The organism is Marinobacterium rhizophilum DSM 18822, assembly GCF_000378045.1.
GTDB classification, from domain to species: domain Bacteria; phylum Pseudomonadota; class Gammaproteobacteria; order Pseudomonadales; family Balneatricaceae; genus Marinobacterium_A; species Marinobacterium_A rhizophilum.
Map to the genome: position 1 here is coordinate 22,080 of NZ_KB899104.1, position 17,858 is coordinate 39,937.

12 protein-coding genes are annotated in these 17,858 nt (G+C 57.7%); 2 read left to right on the forward strand and 10 right to left on the reverse strand.

The window, feature by feature from the left end:
- Positions 1-3: 3 nt before the first annotated feature.
- The 5 genes from pgi to cysD all read right to left on the reverse strand — a co-directional run bounded on the left by pgi (position 4) and on the right by cysD (position 6,984).
- Positions 4-1,653: a glucose-6-phosphate isomerase gene (pgi, locus tag F451_RS0116385; RefSeq protein ID WP_020682476.1), complete on the reverse strand. Its 1,650-nt coding sequence runs from the start codon at positions 1,651-1,653 to the stop codon at positions 4-6.
- Between the two features lie 30 nt (positions 1,654-1,683).
- Complete coding sequence (gene galU, locus F451_RS0116390) at positions 1,684-2,562, reverse strand: UTP--glucose-1-phosphate uridylyltransferase GalU (RefSeq protein ID WP_020682477.1); 879 nt, start codon at positions 2,560-2,562, stop codon at positions 1,684-1,686.
- Between the two features lie 650 nt (positions 2,563-3,212).
- Complete coding sequence (cysQ, locus tag F451_RS0116400; protein ID WP_020682479.1) at positions 3,213-4,013, reverse strand: 3'(2'),5'-bisphosphate nucleotidase CysQ; 801 nt, start codon at positions 4,011-4,013, stop codon at positions 3,213-3,215.
- A gap of 161 nt (positions 4,014-4,174) precedes the next feature.
- A complete protein-coding gene (gene cysN / locus F451_RS0116405; RefSeq protein WP_020682480.1) occupies positions 4,175-6,082 on the reverse strand; it encodes a sulfate adenylyltransferase subunit CysN in 1,908 nt (635 codons plus the stop codon).
- Complete coding sequence (cysD, locus tag F451_RS28460; RefSeq protein WP_240476505.1) at positions 6,082-6,984, reverse strand: sulfate adenylyltransferase subunit CysD; 903 nt, start codon at positions 6,982-6,984, stop codon at positions 6,082-6,084. The genes cysN and cysD overlap by 1 nt, the downstream gene beginning before the upstream one ends.
- A 1,165-nt stretch (positions 6,985-8,149) precedes the next feature.
- On the opposite strand from cysD, the gene F451_RS25765 reads away from it, so the two are divergent.
- Both F451_RS25765 and F451_RS28470 read left to right on the forward strand, forming a co-directional pair.
- A complete protein-coding gene (locus F451_RS25765) occupies positions 8,150-9,733 on the forward strand; it encodes an SLC13 family permease (RefSeq protein ID WP_240476502.1) in 1,584 nt (527 codons plus the stop codon).
- Positions 9,697-9,876: a hypothetical protein gene (locus tag F451_RS28470; protein WP_240476503.1), complete on the forward strand. Its 180-nt coding sequence runs from the start codon at positions 9,697-9,699 to the stop codon at positions 9,874-9,876. The genes F451_RS25765 and F451_RS28470 overlap by 37 nt, the downstream gene beginning before the upstream one ends.
- Before the next feature lie 14 nt (positions 9,877-9,890).
- Here the strand turns inward: F451_RS28470 and F451_RS0116420 are convergent, their stop codons facing one another.
- Genes F451_RS0116420 through F451_RS0116440 form a run of 5 tightly spaced genes read right to left on the reverse strand, consistent with a single transcriptional unit; the run spans position 9,891 to position 17,854 of the window.
- Entirely contained in the window at positions 9,891-12,035 is a 2,145-nt protein-coding gene (locus tag F451_RS0116420; RefSeq protein ID WP_020682482.1) for a capsular polysaccharide biosynthesis protein, read from the reverse strand.
- Positions 12,032-12,943: a glycosyltransferase gene (locus tag F451_RS0116425; protein WP_020682483.1), complete on the reverse strand. Its 912-nt coding sequence runs from the start codon at positions 12,941-12,943 to the stop codon at positions 12,032-12,034. Before F451_RS0116425 ends, F451_RS0116420 begins: the two co-directional genes overlap by 4 nt.
- A complete protein-coding gene (locus F451_RS25770; RefSeq protein WP_156826523.1) occupies positions 12,940-15,138 on the reverse strand; it encodes a glycosyltransferase family 2 protein in 2,199 nt (732 codons plus the stop codon). The genes F451_RS0116425 and F451_RS25770 overlap by 4 nt, the downstream gene beginning before the upstream one ends.
- Complete coding sequence (locus F451_RS0116435) at positions 15,135-16,400, reverse strand: hypothetical protein (protein WP_020682485.1); 1,266 nt, start codon at positions 16,398-16,400, stop codon at positions 15,135-15,137. Before F451_RS0116435 ends, F451_RS25770 begins: the two co-directional genes overlap by 4 nt.
- Positions 16,397-17,854, reverse strand: coding sequence for a phosphomannomutase (locus F451_RS0116440; protein WP_020682486.1), 1,458 nt, complete (start codon positions 17,852-17,854; stop codon positions 16,397-16,399). The genes F451_RS0116435 and F451_RS0116440 overlap by 4 nt, the downstream gene beginning before the upstream one ends.
- Positions 17,855-17,858 lie beyond the last annotated feature (4 nt).

A 17,858-nucleotide genomic window follows, 5' to 3' on the forward strand; every position in this document is an offset into this window, starting at 1 on the left:
GTTTTAATCCGCATCGGGGTTGCTCATGCGTCGCGCCTCAATCGCGGCCAACAAGCCGTTCGTCGCGTGATCGAAAGACGCCACCGGGTGCTGGCCGCTATCAAGAACATCAAGCAGCTGCGTCGCCATGGTCTTGCCAAGCTCCACGCCCCACTGGTCAAACGGGTTGATGCCCCAAATCACCGACTGCACAAACACCTTGTGCTCGTAGAGCGCAATGAGCGCTCCTACTGAGCGCGGGGTTAATTCGTCCAGCAGAATCACCGTGCTGGGCTGATTGCCCCGATAACGCTGCCACGGCTTGGCGTTATCCTGAGCACTGCCCAATGCCGCATCTCCCAACGCCAGCACGCGCGCCTGCGCCAGGCAATTGGCCAGCGCCAGCTGATGCTGGCGCTGCAATGTTTCATGCTCGGAGGCATAGCGCCGCGCCGAGACGATGAAATCGCACATCACCGACTCGGTACCCTGGTGCAGCAGCTGATAAAACGCATGCTGCGCATTGGGGCCCACCTCACCCCACAGCACCGGGCAGGTACGATGTGCACTGGCACTGCCATCGCGACACACGCTCTTGCCGTTGCTTTCCATCTCCAGCTGCTCGAGATAGGCCGGCAAATGCGCCAGCCGTCCGTCATAGGGCAGAATGGCATGGGCATGAATGTCCAGGAAATTGATATTCCAGATCCCGGTCATCGCCAGTAAAACAGGCAGGTTTTCGCTTAAGGGAGCACTGCGAAAATGCTGGTCCAGGTCATGCGCGCCTGCCAGCATCTGGTGAAATCCGGACATGCCAATCTTGAGCGCAATGGGCAGGCCGATGGTGGACCACAGCGAATAGCGCCCGCCGGTCCAGTCCCAGAAATGCAGCTGGTTGGATTCGGGAATGCCCCACTGCAGCGCCTTTTCCGGCGATGCGGTCACCGCGACGAAATGGCGATTGACCAGCACCTCATCCCGCACGTCACTGGCATCCTGCAGCCAGCGCCGTGCCGTCGCCGCGTTGGCCAGGGTATCGATGGTGGTAAAGGACTTGGACGAGACGATAAAGAGGGTGGTGGCCGGATTCGACTGCTCGAGCAGATCCACCAGCTGACTGCCATCCATGGAGGACACGAAATGGATCTTCAGATGGGCAGCTTCATCGGGAACGAAGTCATTCAGCGCCCGGCAAGCCATCATGGGCCCAAGATCCGAACCACCGACACCCACGTTAACCACGGTATCGATGGGCTCACCGGTGTAGCCCCGCCACTGCCGATTGTGCAGCAGTTCAACCATGCCGGCCATGCGCTCAAGGTTGGCGTGCACCTTGGGCACCACGTCTTCACCGGCAACCCGCAAGGTCGAACCGGCCGGCAGACGCAGCGCCGTGTGCAGCGCCGGGCGCTGTTCGGTGTTGTTCACTGCCTCGCCCTGAAACAGCGCCTCGATCCAGCCCTGCAGATCACTGGCCTGTGCCAGGTCGACCAGCTTGTCCAGCGTCTGCGGCAGCAGCCGCTGGCGGGACAGATCCAGTAGCATTCCCTCGTGGCGGAAACTCAACTCGCCAAAGCGCCCGTCCTGCGACAACAGGTCTTTCAGGTGTTGTTGCTTCAACGCATCAGCGTGGACGCCCAGCGCCTGCCAACAGCTCTCAATAGTCAATTGCATACTCCCACAAGCCATATTCATGCGCGGCCCCTATATACGTGCTAAAAACGCCTTCAGCGCGTCAGCAGTCTCGGGGTGTTTAAGCCCAAATGCGACATTGGCCTGCAACAGACCGGCCTTGTTTCCGCAATCATACAGATTACCGGTCATGCTGTAGGCCTCGAGCGTCGCTTCCTGGGTCAGGTGCACCAGGGCATCGGTTAACTGAATCTCACCGCCGGCGCCCGGCTGGGTGTCCTGCAACAGCGACATGACCCGTGCTGGCAGTATATAGCGGCCGACGATCGCCAGGTTGGAAGGCGCATCTTCCCGGGCCGGTTTTTCAATCATGCCCTGCACCTTGGCGCCACCGCCCGCCTCGACCACGGCACCGCCGCAATCGACGATACCGTAGCGTTCGACCTGATCCTGCGGTACCGCTTCAACCATGATCTGGCCACAGCCGCCGGTACGGTAGCGCTCAACCATGGCGACCATATCAGTGCCAGTAGCATCGCTTTCGATCAGCATGTCGGGAAGCATCACCGCAAAATCCTCGTCACCGGTCACCGCCGCGGCGCAGAGCACGGCGTGCCCCAGCCCTTTGGCAAATGGCTGGCGCACCGAAATCACCTCGACACCCTCGGGCAGAATTTCCCGCACAGACGACAGCAGCGCGACCTTGCCTTTGCGATCAAGCTCAGCTTCGAGTTCGTAGTGGCTGTCGAAATGGTCCTCAATGGCGGACTTGCCGCTGCGGGTGACCAGTATGATCTGCGTGAAACCGGCCGCGATGGCCTCTTCGACCACGTGCTGGATAACCGGCTTGTCGACCACCGACAGCATCTCCTTGGGAATCGCCTTGCTGGCGGGCAGAACGCGGGTACCGAGACCGGCAACGGGAATCACAACTTTTGACAACATGTTCATAAACCTTTTTCTGATCCATAGAATTTCGCTACTTACCCCCGGAGCCAGCCGGGGAACTGCTGTTTCAAACGCCATGCGCTAACGGCAATGGCTTCGCGGTCTGAATAGCGGGGGATCCATACCCCAGCAGTCGGTCACCTCCTGCTTCATCTCAATCAGATTAATGGCATCACTTCCCGAACCGCTACCGGGACTTCAGTGGCTCATTCCACCTTCAGGAGCACGTATCGCTAGATACACAACTGCCCATGACGGCCAAATGCTGGCTGTAGCCACTCAGTATCCTCAGCACCAGTTCGGGTGCCGTTATGCGGGTTATTACCCCGCGGGTTTCATTACATTTCCCAATTCACAAAGGTGCCTGTTTCTTCCATATTTCAAAGAAACACTGCATGCAGATGCGCGCTTTGGTCTGCGCATCTGCGGCATTAAAGTAACGTAACGCAGCTGAATGCAGGCCGTATGCCAAATCGCAATCCCGCGACATTGACTCGCCCCCCGTGGCTCATTGTTCGATACCCGTTCTCGACCAAACAAACGGTCGGTATGCCCTGCTGTCGGGCTATTCAGAGCCGTGGCCGATGACCCGAACGCGGCAACGTATTGACTACACGCGACACGGTAAAGCCCCGCCGCCGACAAATAAAGACCTATTTTTGCGCCAGCGCCGCCCAGTCCTGTGAACTAATCCCGTGCACGACAAAGAAGGGATTCAGGATGTGCGCGGTATTGGCATAGCTCAGCGGGGTACCGTCCAACTGGATCACCGCTCCGCCGGCCTGCTCGACCACCGCCTGGGCGGCCGCGGTATCCCACAGTGACGTAGGGCCAAGGCGCGGATAGACATCGGCCGCCCCTTCGGCGACCAGGCAGAGCTTGAGCGAGCTGCCCATGGCGACCATCTCGTGCTGACCCAGCTTTTCCAGCCAGGCCGTTGTTTCAGCGCCAGCATGGGAGCGGCTGCCCACCACCCGCCAGCAATCGCCCTGCACATGTTCGCTGACACGAATCGGCTGTCGTCCCTCGGCATCCACCTTGAACGCCCCCAGTCCCTTGAGCCCCAGATAGGCAACATCCAGCACCGGGGCATAGACAACACCGAGCACCGCCACACCGTTTTCGATCAAGGCCACATTGACGGTGAATTCGCCATTTCGCTTGATGAACTCCTTGGTACCATCAAGCGGATCCACCAGCCAGTAGCGGCCGCTGGCATCGGCCCCCGTGAAGGCCGCTGTATCCTCTTCCGACAGTATCGGCATGTCCGGCGTCAGCGCAGCCAGGCGTGCCACGATCAGCTCGTGGGCCGCCGCATCGGCTTCCGTGAGCGGCGACTTGTCGGCTTTTTCTTCCACACTGAACTCACGGCCGTAGATCGCCATGATGGCCTCGCCCGCTTCGCGCGCTATCCGCTCCACGCTATCGAGCAGCGTCTGATCAATCGCTGTCATTGTTCTCTCCCTATGCAAATTGGTTAAACCCATCGTCGACCTTTGTGGGAGCCCGTTCCTCCGGGCGAATTGAATAGGCACCGAGGCCGTTCGCCCACCGAGTGGGCCCCCACAACAGGTGAAAGTATCCTGGGAGCCAGACCGTCCGGGCGAATGGGGTATCAACCCACCAGCATGGCGCGCTCGTCCAGCATGGCGACGATCATCTCGGCCGCCTGCTCCGGCGTCTGCCGCGTGGTATCAATATGAATCTCGGGATTCTCCGGTGCTTCGTAGGCGGAATCGATACCGGTGAAGTTTTTCAGCTCGCCGCGACGCGCCTTCTTGTACAGGCCCTTCGGATCGCGGTCCTCGGCGACACTTAGCGGTGTGTCGATAAAGACTTCGATAAACTCACCCTCGGCCACCAGATCCCGCGCCATGTCCCGCTCGGAACGGAACGGCGAAATAAAGGCCGCCAGCACAATCAGGCCGGCGTCCACCATCAGGCTGCCGACCTCGGCCACACGGCGAATGTTCTCGACCCTGTCAGCATCAGTAAAGCCCAAGTCCCGGTTCAGGCCATGGCGCACGTTATCGCCATCCAGCAGGTAGGTATGGTGGCCGCGGGCATGGAGTTTCTTTTCCACCAGGTTGGCGATGGTCGACTTGCCGGCGCCGGACAGACCGGTCAGCCACAGCAGGCAGGGCTTCTGGGACTTGGTGGCACTGCGTACAGCCTTGTCGACATCGACGTGCTGCATGTGGATGTTCTGGCTGCGACGCAGCGCGAACTTCAGCATGCCGGCACCGACGGTGCTGTTGGTCATGCGATCGATCAGGATCAGACCACCGGTATCCTGATTGATTTCGTAGGGATCAAAGGCGATGGCACGATCAAGAGTCAGGTTGCAGATACCGATGGCGTTGAGTTCCAGCTTCTTCGCCGCCGTGTGCTCAAGGGTGTTGACGTTGACCTGGTACTTGATCTCGCTGACCTGGGCGGTCACCGTGCGGGTGCCGATTTTCAGCAGATAAGAGCGCCCTGGCAGCAACGGCGCCTCGTGCATCCACACAATGGTCGCCTCGAACTGGTCCGCCGTTCCGGCCGGCGCTGCGATATCGGAAATCACGTCACCGCGGGAAATATCGATCTCATCGGCCAGTGTCAGCGTAATGGACTGCCCGGCCACCGCCTGCTCCAGATCGCCATCATAGGTGACGATGCGGGCAATGGTGCTCTCCTTGCCGGAGGGCTGCACGCGGATGCGATCACCCGGGCGCACCACGCCGCTGGCGATGGAGCCTGCAAAGCCGCGGAAATCCAGGTTCGGGCGATTGACCCACTGCACCGGCATGCGGAATGCACCCTGCTGCAGGCGTTCCTCATCAAGTTCGACCGTTTCGAGGTATCCCATCAGGGTGGTGCCATGGAACCAGGGCATGCGCTCGCTGTGGCTGGTGATATTGTCACCCTTGAACGCCGACATCGGTATAAAGGTCACGTTCTCGATGCCGACGTGGCGTGCGAATTCGCGGTATTCCTCGACGATCCGGTTGTAAGTCTTCTCCGAGTAATCGACCAGGTCCATCTTGTTGATTGCCACGACGATATGGCGGATGCCGATCAGCGACATCAGGTAACTGTGGCGGCGGGTCTGGGTCAGGATGCCCTTGCGTGCATCGACCATCAGGATGGCCGCATCGGCAGTCGAAGCGCCGGTCACCATGTTGCGGGTGTACTGCTCGTGCCCCGGGGTATCGGCGACGATGAACTTGCGCCGGTCCGTGGAGAAGAAGCGGTAGGCCACATCGATAGTAATGCCCTGCTCACGCTCGGCGGCCAGACCGTCCACCAGCAGCGCGAAGTCGATTTCGTCACCCTGGGTACCGAACTTCTTTGAGTCTGCCTCGATCGCCGCCAGTTGGTCTTCAAACAGCATCTTGGATTCAAACAACAGGCGGCCAATCAGGGTGCTTTTGCCATCATCGACACTGCCGCAGGTGATAAAACGTAGCAGCCCCTTGCGCTCGTGCGCCTTGAGGTACTGCTCAATATCCGTTGAAATCAGATCCGATACATGTGCCATCAGAAATAGCCCTCCTGCTTCTTCTTCTCCATCGATGCCGCCGAATCGTGATCGATCACGCGCCCTTGCCGCTCGGAGGTCTTGGTCAACAACATTTCCTGAATGATCGCCGGCAACGTATCGGCCTCAGACTCAACCGCACCGGTCAGCGGGTAGCAGCCCAGGGTACGGAAACGCACCTTGCGCATCATTGGTACTTCACCCGGCTGCAGCGGCATGCGCTCGTCATCCACCATGATGAGCGCGCCGTCACGCTCGACCACCGGACGCTCGGCAGAATAGTAGAGGGGCACAATGGGGATGCCTTCCAGGTAGATGTACTGCCAGATATCCAGCTCGGTCCAGTTAGAGAGCGGGAAGACACGAATGCTTTCCCCCTTGTGCTTGCGCGAATTGTAGAGCTTCCAAAGTTCCGGACGCTGATCCTTGGGGTCCCAGCGATGCTGGGCGCTGCGGAACGAAAAGATCCGTTCCTTGGCACGGGATTTCTCCTCGTCTCGGCGTGCACCGCCGAAGGCCGCATCGAAACCGTACTTGCCCAGCGCCTGCTTGAGGCCTTCGGTTTTCATGATATCGGTATGGATCGCCGAACCGTGGGTGAACGGATTGACGTCCTTCTCGATGCCCTCAGGGTTGGTATGGACCAACAGGTCCATGCCCAGGTCCTGCACCATCTTGTCGCGGAAGCTGTACATCTCGCGGAACTTCCAGCGGGTATCCACATGCAGCAGCGGGAACGGCGGCACCGAGGGTGCGAATGCCTTCATCGCCAGATGCAGCATCACCGCACTGTCCTTGCCGATTGAATAAAGCATGACCGGGTTTTCGGCCTCGGCCACCACCTCGCGCATGATGTGGATACTTTCGGCTTCCAGCCGTTGCAAATGTGTCAGTGCCATCATTGCCCTCGACGTGTCTGTGTTTGCGATGCGCGAACCCGGGGCTACCGGGGAGGCGTGTGTAGCGTGCGTTGAACTCTTTCGGCTGGCTGGCGGGGATTGCGCCGGCATTGCCAGAAGCCTGAATGATGTGGCATGGCGGGTTAACCAGTCTTGAACATTCGGCTCGTGATTGAACTGTGCGCCATGAAAAACCAGTCCAACCGGACCATCAAAAGCCGCCAGCAAGCGTTCAAAAAACGCCTGATAGAGGCCAGAGAGCGGAGGCTGCTCGCTCAGCAGCCAGAACTGTCGCGCCCGCCCAGCATGCACGTACAGCTGGTAACAGGATTTGCCGTCAAGCGGATTAACGATACGACGCAAGCCACCCCAAAGCAGGGCACCGCCCTGCTTTCGAAGGCTTGCCTCCAGCGGCTTGAGCTGGTCCTTGCTCCAGCGCTGCATTGCCACACTCAACGGACCGGTGGTCTGCGTGGCCTTGAGCTCCGGCGCAACCAACTGCCACTGCTGCAGCAGGCGCGTGAGGCTGCGGGCAGTCAACTGGACGCCGAGCTGTTCCTGCACCCAGTCGAGAATGTCGTCGGCCTGCCAGAGTTCATAGCCGCCTGGGCAGGCTTGCGCCGATGCCGCAAACAGATGGTGCAGCAGCGCCTGCTCGCGATCGGGATCCAGACTTCGACCGGAGCCCGCCTTGCGACCGCGCGGCTTCACGTCGACCGCGGCCCAGCCGCCGGCAACAAATGCCTTGTACGCCGCAATCACGGTGGGCGCGCTAAGACCGGCCTGCTTGGCGGCTTGTGCCACCGTCGCACCGTCAATCCGCTGCTGAACGGCCAGGTGTCGACGCTTGTTTAATTCTTCAGGCGCTAAATGTTTTACCATTCAATTCACATTAACTCATTGAATTTTAATAAAAATTATTAAAACATCAGCATATTAGGCCTGATAACTATCGACAGTGTATAAAACATACTCCTACAATGACAACTCGTTTATGCGTGAGGCATGAGGCGTAACATGCACCCTAGTCCGGTGAATGTGGGAGCCCACTCTGTGGGCGAAAAATGATATTCGCCCGGAGACCGGGCTCCCACAACGCATAATCACTTAGCGAGCAGTGGCGGCAAATCAAGCCCTCAAAGGGATCAGAAAGGAAAACGAACCATCCATGGAAAGCTGGAGCGTACTGATATCGGTTGTCGTGCTGCTGGGACTGCTGACCAGTGGCCGCGTGCCGCCGGCCGTTCTCTTCACCGGCTGGGCCGGCGGCTTTGCGCTGCTCGGGGTCGTCGACAGTAGTGATATGCTGGCCAGTCTGGCCAACCCCGCGCTGGCCACCCTGGTGCTGCTGATGCTGGTATCGCTCGCACTGGAGCGCTCCCACCGTCTTGACCAGCTGTCTGAACGCTTGCTGCGTGGCAGCGAAAGCACCGCACTGCTGCGCCTGATGGGCACAAGTGCGTTGCTGTCGGCGTTTCTCAACAACACAGCGGTAGTCGCCTCCTTCCTTGGCGCCATCAGTCGCCAGCGAAAAATCACGTCGTCCCGGCTGCTGATCCCGCTCTCGTTCGCGTCGATACTGGGCGGCATTACCACGCTGATTGGCACCTCGACCAACCTGGTGGTCAGCTCGTTTGCGGTCAATGCGGGGCTGCCGGCGCTCGATATGTTCCAGTTCAGCCTGGTGGGCGTGCCGGTGGCACTGCTCTGCATGCTGGTACTTCTGTTCAGCGCAAAGCAATTACCCAAACACAACAACGGTGAACAGGAATCGAGCCAGGAATACTTTCTGGCCGCGCAGGTTCTGCACGACTCACCGCTGATCGGCAAGAGCATCGAAGAAAACAGACTGAGGAAACTGGACGGGCTTTTTCTGCTGGAGATCGAACGGGAGGGTCATCTGATCAGCCCGGTCGGGCCCGAGGAGATCATTCATGCCGGTGACATACTGGCATTCACCGGGGAGGTGCAAAAAGTTCAGACGCTGCAGCGCTTTCAGGGGCTGGAACTGTTTGGTAGTCGGGCCGACGACCTGCTGACCACCAACTTGGTGGAGGTGGTGATCTCGAACGAATCTGAGCTGGCCAACCGCACGCTGCAGGAAGTGGATTTTCGAACCATGTTCAATGCCGGCGTGGTGGGCATCAGGCGGGGGGAGAAACGCATAAAGGAGCAGCTGGGCCGAATCCCGTTGCGGGTAGGCGACAGCCTGCTGCTGGCGGTGGGGGCTGACTTTCGGCAGCACCGCAATCTGGATCGCAACTTCCATGTCCTGAGCGGCTCGCTGCAGCGCCCCAAACTCAGCGATGCCCAAAGCACCCTGGCGCTGTCCGGTTTTGCCGCGGTAATCGTCGCAGCCACCCTCGGCCTGATGCCGCTGTTCAATGGCCTGCTGCTGCTGCTCGGTGCGCTGCTGGCAAGCCGTGTCCTGACCATCAGCGAAATGCGCCGGCGCTTTCCGTTCGAGCTGCTGCTGCTGATCGGCTCGGCGCTCACCATTGCCCGGGGCCTGGAAGCGTCCGGCGGCGCGCAGCTGGTCGCCAACTTTATTCAGAACTATGCCAACGGCTTCGGCGTCATGGGTGCCTTTGTCGGCATTTACCTGCTTACCCTGCTGCTCACCGAAACCGTGACCAACAATGCCGCAGCCGCCCTGGCATTTCCAATTGCCCTGTCGACCGCCCAGGCTTTCGACGCCGACCCGCTCCCTTCATCATGGCTGTCGCCTATGGCGCCAGCGCCTGCTTCCTGATTCCCTTCGGCTACCAGACCCACCTGATGGTCTATTCGCCAGGACGATATCGCCTGCAGGACTATGTTAAAACCGGCCTTCCGGTAAGCCTGGCCTATTCGGCCGGCGTTCTCATACTGGTGCCGCTGGTGTTTCCGTTTTGATTTAGCGTGTTGATTTATCGTTTCAGGAAGCGGTTTCTGACCAATCGGTAGGCCCTGGTCTTGAAACTGTCCGGCTTGGTTGTGGAGCGCTGGATCGCGAGCAAGGCTATCGCGGTTTCCGCATTGATCTGGTCGCCCATCTTCGGATCAACATAGACCGGATACAGAATCAACGTGCCGGCGACCAACTGCTCCAGGCTCAGGCGCCGCGTACGCCGCGAGCACTGCAGGCGATCTTCGGTCAGCCCCCAGCCGGCATAAAACGGCATTCCGTAGGTCACGACTTTCACGCCGCGAAGCAGGGCTTCAAACCCGCTGAGGGATGAGAGCGTGTGCACTTCATCAACCCGATCGAGAAGATCGGTAATGGCAACATCCCGTATCTCCAGGTCGCAGAGACGCGCCGCATTGATGTCACCATAACGCCCTCCTCCCACCACATCCGGATGCGGCTTATAGATAATAAAGGCGTCTGGATTGGTCTCGCGCACCGCCTCGAGCAGCCCGTGATTCGTTTTGATAACCGGTGAGCCTTTTGCAATCGACGCATCAGTTTCCACCTGCCCCGGCACAAGGATCAACCGCCGGTCGCGCGGCAAATCAAGTGGTGCCGATGTGCCGACGTTGTATTTCGACACGCGAAGCGAAACGAGCTTTTCACGCAGGAGGCTCGCACGCTCCAGCATATCGGGCGTAAAGTCCGTTTCCTGCAGCAGGACCTCAAGGTCGCTTGGCGCGGTAGCATCGTAATAAATTCCCCGCGAATCAAGCACCAGCGACAATGGCCGCACCAGATCGGCGCCCAATCCCACCGAACGCACAAACCCGTCCTCCATACGCCACAGCGCGACTCCAGCAATGGAACAGGCAGAGACAAACTCAGGTGCGAGCGCACTGGCCCAGCTGAGGACAGCCGTCTTCGAGCCAACACGCTGCAGCAATTCTGGATGACGGTGACCAAAGCGCAGCGTCGCAGCCGATCCAAGAAATGCAGGCACAAACGAGCGCTTCCAGCGCGAAAAGCCAACGCCCAGCCAGTCGCCACGCAGACACTCCCGCACGCGCTTCTGGTCGGCGATCAGCGCGATGGTGTCTTCCAGCTCACAGCGCTCCCCGGTATAGGGATTGATGTATCGGCAATACCGCAGATAAGCCGCGGCAAATACCTGCTCAAGCGAACGCTGTACGCCCCTTCGCTCACACTTCTGGCGATCCCGGGTAAGACCCCAGCCAGCATAGAACGGCATGCCGAAACAATACACCTCCTTGCCCGCCATCAGCGCGTCGAAGCCAAGCTGGCTCGTCACCACGTAGACCTTGTCAACGGCATCCAGCAACGCCCAGGGCGACAAATCTTCCCCGATCAGCCTGCAGTTGCGCGCCAGTGCCAGTTCGAGCAGATAGCCCTTCTTCTTGCCGCAGATCACATCGGGGTGAACCTTGACCAGCACCTCCGCACCCGGATTCTGCGCTATCGCAGCCTCAAGCATTTGCGTGAAGGTACTTTCTTCTGCCAGTCCGTAACCAATCGATGGATCGCCGAATGTCTGGTCAACGACCAGTACCCGTGGCACCCATTCGTTGGCGCCGCGCACCCCAGCAAACTCCTTCGCGGCGAACAACTCTGGCTCGGTACTGGTTCCAACGGGGGAGGTGTCCTTTGGGTACATCGCTCCTGCGCTGTACGGTGCCACCTCGTTGTAGGAGCCGCGCCTCGCGGCGAACAACTCTGATCCCAGCGGCACATCAGGCGCATGATTGTATTTGGAGAGGCGATAGCAACGCAGCAGTTCCATACACGCCTGGGCACGCGCAAGCTCTGCGGCCGAGAAATTCGCCGCGACGATTAGTTGCTCAAGATCACTCGGGCGGGTGGCATCGTAGTAAATGCCAGTCGCATCAACAATCAGGCTATGCAGCGGTGCGCCAGCAACGCCGAGGCCCAAGGAGCGCAGAAAGCCATCCTCAAGCGACAGATAGGGTAGGCCCTTTTTAGCGGCATAGCGGCGCGCCCTGTCCGCGGTAGGCTTCAGCCCCCAGCCCACGACCTGGCTGATTGCCGTGCGCGGGGTATTCCAGCCAATACGCCGGCTGGGCGACTGCAGCAATTCATCCAGAAAGGGTATACGTGCAATTCCCGGTGAGAAATAACCGATCATAACGAGTTACGCGCACCTTGCAGCAGACGGGCCCGATAGACCTCGTCCCCCGCCAGCTGCAGAATGGCCTCAACCCAGGCCGCTTTGTCCATCGGTACCAACAACCCATTGTCACCGTGCGTGACAATACGTTCATATATGGTTCCCGGGGCATAGATACCCACGGCACCCGCCTGGGTGATATCAAAAAACTTGGTATGCGAACGCGCGCGATTGAAAGGTGAATCGAGCAAAGGGGCAAGACCAACCGTGCGCCCAGGCCTCTGCAGCAACGCCTGATACGCAGGCCAGTTCATCGAATGTAGCACATGGACCCGCGGCACATTTGCAAACAGTTTACGCACCTTTTGATTACCAATAATTTCGAACGTAAGTTCGGGCGCACGCTCCAGCACTTCTGCAACAACGGGGTACAGCCACTCGATCTCGTCATAATGTGAAGCCGACCCATGGTAAAACAGGGTCGTGACCGCCGGAGTCGATAGATGCGGTGATTGCGGATACAACAGTTGCGGCTGCCACTCCTGGTACTTTTCCAGCAGCCAGGGCGTCGACACCCAGAGTTCCACGCCAAACGCCTTCAACCAGCGCTGGTGGCGCCATATTAGCTGCAAGAGCTTCCAACGATAACGCCAAGGCAGGCCGGAGTGAGCCTTCAGGTCCAGCAGGTCGTCGTCCATGAAGAGCACAACCTTTCCCAAACTCGCTTTGTTCCGTTCCACCCAGCGCCGCCACTGTGGCGTGATATAACGTACGAAAATGACACGGTCGATCTCCCCCCCGTCGTCCGGTGGACCATCGTACAAAAGGAGCCGTTCACAGCGGAAATCACCGTTTTCCAGCTTCGGCAGGATGAAAAAATCCGTCGACGGATTGGCAGCCTGCTCGACTATCAGCGCTCTGGTCATGGATAACGAGTCGATAGCTGGCGCATGCAATCATCACTCACTCTAAGAGAAAAATCTTCATGCACGAGCGTCAAATTCGGATTATAAGCGGGGTCGCGGTCGAGTAGGTGACCCCAGGTACGGTGCATATAAGCGGCCTCATTCTGTGCACGCACACGCTTGCTTGGGCTCCGATCTGTCCCACGAGATACCGACTCATGGTGAATTAACTCGGCAAAGGGAGTCCACAGGTTTCGGTACCCCAGAGCCTGGATTTTCAAGCACAGATCCACATCGTTATAATTCACGGCCAATTGTAGCTCGTTCATACCTCCGACACGGTCAAACAAGTCTTTGCGTACAGCCAGGCAGGCAGCAGTGACAGCCGATATATTTTGTACCCGTAACAAACGTTGTTTGTAACCGGTACTGTTACCCACAGCAAAGCGATCAACATGCCCGGCAACGCCACCAACCCCCAAGACAACGCCCGAGTGTTGAATACGACCATTCGGATAATAGAGTTTAGCACCGACACAACCAATATCGGGGCGACAGGCCTGGCTTACCATTTCAGTCAGCCAGTCGGAATTTAATGGTTCGATATCATTATTCACCAACGCCAAAATGCTACCATTCGCGTGCCGTGCGCCAAAATTGTTTATCGCTGCGAAATTAAATGGATTGTCCCAGCGCAGTACTCTGACCCGGCTATCACGCAAACATGCCTCTTTTAGATAAGCAAGCGTCTGAGGGCAGTTGCTCTGATTATCCAGGATTATTACTTCAAAGCTGGGATAGTCCGTACGTTGCAATACTGACTCGATGCAGGGCTGAAGAATCTCAACATGATCGCGGGTGGGGACCAGCAAAGAGACCATGGGCTCTGGCGCTCGAACTTCCCATCTTACGCGTACGGAACGACCGGAGACTGGGGTCGCCTCAGCGCTGTATTGCCTGGTTTCCAGCCAGGAATTAACCACCTTAGCTTTGAAAACGGCAGAATGCTGATCAGCAGATTCAGCGACATGCAGAAGAACAACCGGAAGATTCCGACTCGAAGCTGACAGATCAACATGGGCACTTAGCTTCAACATTAACCCGTATAGTAAAGCATCTAGCGGCAGCTCTCCCTCCATACCAAGCGCAAAACCGCCCGCCTGCTGGAGCAAGCTGGCCTTGATTAGTACCGCACGCCCGGTACCAGTGCCCGATAAAAAAGCATCCAGATTCCAGGCAGTCTTGAAGCAGGGCTTGATACGACGACCGTCAACAGTCAGACGATCTTCGTCCGCTACTATTACCGAACAGTCCGGAGCTTGTTGCACCGTCCGAGATAGCCACTCAACACACTCAGACGCTACCCGGTCACCCAGCAGCAGTGGAAACACCCAAGATTCAGGAGCCTGTATGACCTGCAGCTCCAGGCCTGTGTTGAGTATCTCGCCCAGCGCCCCCTCAGCGACGAGCAGCAGGTCGACCTGTTGCGATAGCACCACGGATGAAACCAGCAATGAACGAATTTTCTGTTCATCTTCTCCGGTCTCATCGCCCTTACGGGCAAGCAGCAATATACAACGCCAATTATCAGACGATAGTTGTTCCAGACTAGTTAAGGTTTTCCGCAACCCATCAAGGCAACTTCCCGACGCTAATGGCAGCAAAAAATACACCTTGGCCGACAAGGTTGTATTCTCGACTCCTGGCTGGTTCGCTCGCCTACGCTTTTGCAAAGCCGGCTCCTGCTCCTCTATCCAACGGCTATAGTCTTTCACCTGCGTGTAGTGACTCCAAGTCGTTTCATACAGTTGCAGCGCCGCAGTGCTGGGCAGGCACTTTAGATTAACAGCACGCCCAGCTACCTTAACCAAAAAAAACGGGAATGAAACCTCGCGCCACTCTGGCAATAGATTACGCACTCGAAGCCAGAGACGATACCAGCCATCAGCCACAGAGATGTGTTGCAGGCTGCAGCACAGCTGGTTATCTGGCAGCGAAGCTTTGTCATTCGCGGTTCTCAAACTCAAGCGATAGCTCGTGTTAGCAAGGAGATATACCACTCTCTGCGCTTCGCGCCCCGGCCTGATCAACAGACTGAAACTGGCAATGCCCGTGCTGTCCTGTTGCGACATCACAATTGATTCCACGGCCTCAAGTGCCATGCTGCATTTTAGAAGATACCAGCCTGTTTTCGATACCGTTGTAATATCGCTCACAGTCTAGCCCGGCGCAGCCATTGTCTTATGCGCTGGCTGATGCGCGCACTTTGAACACGGTACTCGCCAAGCTTACGGTTTATAAAGGGACCCTGTGGCCTGATTTGCGAGGCAAGTTCCATCAGTCTGGTGGCCAAAGGCAGGTCGTTCGCCTCGACTTGAAGTGCCATATCACGGAGATAATTGGCACAAGGGTCCAGTATCAACACGCTCTCGCACTCCGTTGCAGTCAGATACTGAATGATCTTTCCAACCAGAATCTGCTGCTCGGTATTCAACAGCTTGATGGTCGGCGGCCGGCACTCTGCTGCCTTTACGGGTGCAAACAGAAACTCGCGTTCAGGAAACCATTGCTTACACACCGTCACATTGCTTTGATCAAAGGCAGCTTGTATCTCAGTTGCCAGTTCAACATCCAGCCGCTCACCTGACCCCGCAAATTGCTGGCGCAACTCCAGTGCAAACTCCTCGATATCGCCGTTGGGCTCCAAACGTCTAGCGCATTTAACCGACGCATTCAAGCCCCTGAGCAATACCTGCCCAAACGGTGTCAGTGATTCATTGTATCGCTTGTATTCTGCTACAGCGGACAGCATACAAGCAGACAGATCCGTTGCGTGCAGAAAATCCGCGGTTATATCGCCGTTGAGCAACTCCGCAGGGCTGAACAGGCGCGGCGTGATATTGTGCTCACCAAAGGTTTCTGACCATAACGACAGCAAAGCCTGATAATTGAAGTAATGGTTTCCCGGCCTGCACCCATGGCGCACTGCTTGTTCAAGGGTTCGAACGCCACCATTTTTCAGCTCTGTAGAGTAGTAGGATGCAGCCATATCGACTTGCCGGCGTAAATAGACAATGACCTGTATTTCGCGACTATAGGGCTCCAGCAAAGACTTTAACCACCTAAGGTGTTCTGGCTGGCGCAAGCGGGAATGCAAGTGTTCGCTTGATATTATGACGGTATGAACCGAACCAGGCAGTAGCTCAAGTGTTGCGGCAAAATGTCGCTCCACTTCCTTACGAAACGCCTGCCGCTCTTCAGGCGTATTCATACCCTTTCTCAGCAGGTAGTCGTCTCCGACCTTATCCCCCACCGCAGCTGCGGCTAGGGTGCGGGACTCTACACGTTCAGGAGATGTGAAGTAGTGAAGGCCCTGCTCCTGTAACGACCGTTGGTTATGATACAACTGGTGCTGGAGTGTCGTTGTCCCGGTCTTCTCGGTACCAATATGCAATATAAATCGAAATTGACGTTTCATCGTTTCGACAACGCACCCATACAGCCTGCAAGCAGCTGCTCTACAGCACCGGCGGTTGCGGCCTCGCAGTAACATCGCAGCTCCGGCGCATTACCCGACGGACGCAGATGCACGACGCAACCGTCTGCCAATGTAGCACGCAGCCCATCGGTCGTATCGAGCCGTTCGACCGGACTGTTCAATGCCAATGCCGCTTGCATCTCGGTTGGCGCCGACTGCCAGCCCGCGATTAACGCATGACTACGATCGGTCGCGAAGTTCTTGATACGATCACTGGCGGTATGGCGAGCGGGCAGCCCCTCGAGTAACTTCGACAGGGCTTGCTTGCGGCTCGCCGCTTCGGCCAGCACCACAAGTGCTGGTAACAACGCATCACGGGTTGGCAGGGCAGCCATGACAGTGCCTTCCCGCTCAATGGCGCTACCCAGCAGAAAACCGCCGTTGGCCTCAAACCCGGCGACACGGTCAAAGCACTGCACCAGCTGCGCCATACCGTCGATCACATAGGGCGACCCGATACGGGTACGTAAAACCTCATTAAAATAACCGCACGCATCGATGGCAGTGTTACAACTGACGGGCACAGCAAGCGCCTCAATATCCAGGAAACGCGCGCACAGCAGGCCCAATATATCCCCACGCAACCACTCACCCCGCTCATCGGCCAGCAACGGACGGTCGCCATCACCATCCGTCGATAGGATCGCATCAAGTTTGTGCTTTTGCGACCAGGCCCCGCCACGGTCCCGATCTTCCTGCGATACGGCCTCAGTGTCGATGGGTACAAAAGCCTCGGAGCGGCCCAACGAAACCACTTCAGCGCCAAGTTTTTCAAGTACTTCGATACAAATGTCACGGCCCGCCGCGGAGTGCTCATAGAGTCCGATACGCATGCCTTGGAGCATCTGCGATGGGAATAGATCAAAATACCGCTTCACATAATATTCTTTCGCTTTGCTGGAAGCGGGAGGTAGACCCGGCGCCAGTTCCGGTAGTTCCGGTAGTTCCAGCTCAGCCTGCAAAATCGCATGCTCATCAACCTTGTCGATCTCGCCATCCGGACGATAAAACTTGAGCCCGTTACGATCGAAGGGGATGTGACTGCCGGTTATCATGACCGCCGGAACGCCCTCTGACATGGCGTGCAGTGCCAAGGCGGGGGTGGGTAGAATGCCATAATTGACCACCTGGATACCAATAGCCCGAGCCGCTGCGCCACAGGCAGCCGCTATATCAGGGCTACTGGGGCGGCGGTCCATGCCAATGGCGACCTGAGAGACCTCACCTTGTTCGCGCATCACGGTCAGAAAGGCTACCGTAAAGGCTGCACATACCTCGTCAGTAAATTGCTCCACCAGGCCACGGGCGCCGCTGGTACCGAAGACGATGCCGCTTTGGCCGATTACGTCTTTACAGGATGCTTTAGCGTCCTCGAGATTATTTCTTGTGAGCATAAAA

Coding starts and splice junctions, on each gene's coding strand:
- cysQ (WP_020682479.1), bottom strand. CDS start 4,013: ATGACAGCGATTGATCAGACGCTGCTCGATAGCGTGGAGCGGATAGCG.
- cysN (WP_020682480.1), bottom strand. CDS start 6,082: ATGGCACATGTATCGGATCTGATTTCAACGGATATTGAGCAGTACCTC.
- F451_RS0116420 (WP_020682482.1), bottom strand. CDS start 12,035: ATGATCGGTTATTTCTCACCGGGAATTGCACGTATACCCTTTCTGGAT.
- F451_RS0116425 (WP_020682483.1), bottom strand. CDS start 12,943: ATGACCAGAGCGCTGATAGTCGAGCAGGCTGCCAATCCGTCGACGGAT.
- F451_RS0116440 (WP_020682486.1), bottom strand. CDS start 17,854: ATGCTCACAAGAAATAATCTCGAGGACGCTAAAGCATCCTGTAAAGAC.
- F451_RS0116435 (WP_020682485.1), bottom strand. CDS start 16,400: ATGAAACGTCAATTTCGATTTATATTGCATATTGGTACCGAGAAGACC.
- F451_RS25765 (WP_240476502.1), top strand. CDS start 8,150: ATGGAAAGCTGGAGCGTACTGATATCGGTTGTCGTGCTGCTGGGACTG.
- F451_RS28470 (WP_240476503.1), top strand. CDS start 9,697: ATGGCTGTCGCCTATGGCGCCAGCGCCTGCTTCCTGATTCCCTTCGGC.
- cysD (WP_240476505.1), bottom strand. CDS start 6,984: ATGATGGCACTGACACATTTGCAACGGCTGGAAGCCGAAAGTATCCAC.
- pgi (WP_020682476.1), bottom strand. CDS start 1,653: ATGCAATTGACTATTGAGAGCTGTTGGCAGGCGCTGGGCGTCCACGCT.
- galU (WP_020682477.1), bottom strand. CDS start 2,562: ATGAACATGTTGTCAAAAGTTGTGATTCCCGTTGCCGGTCTCGGTACC.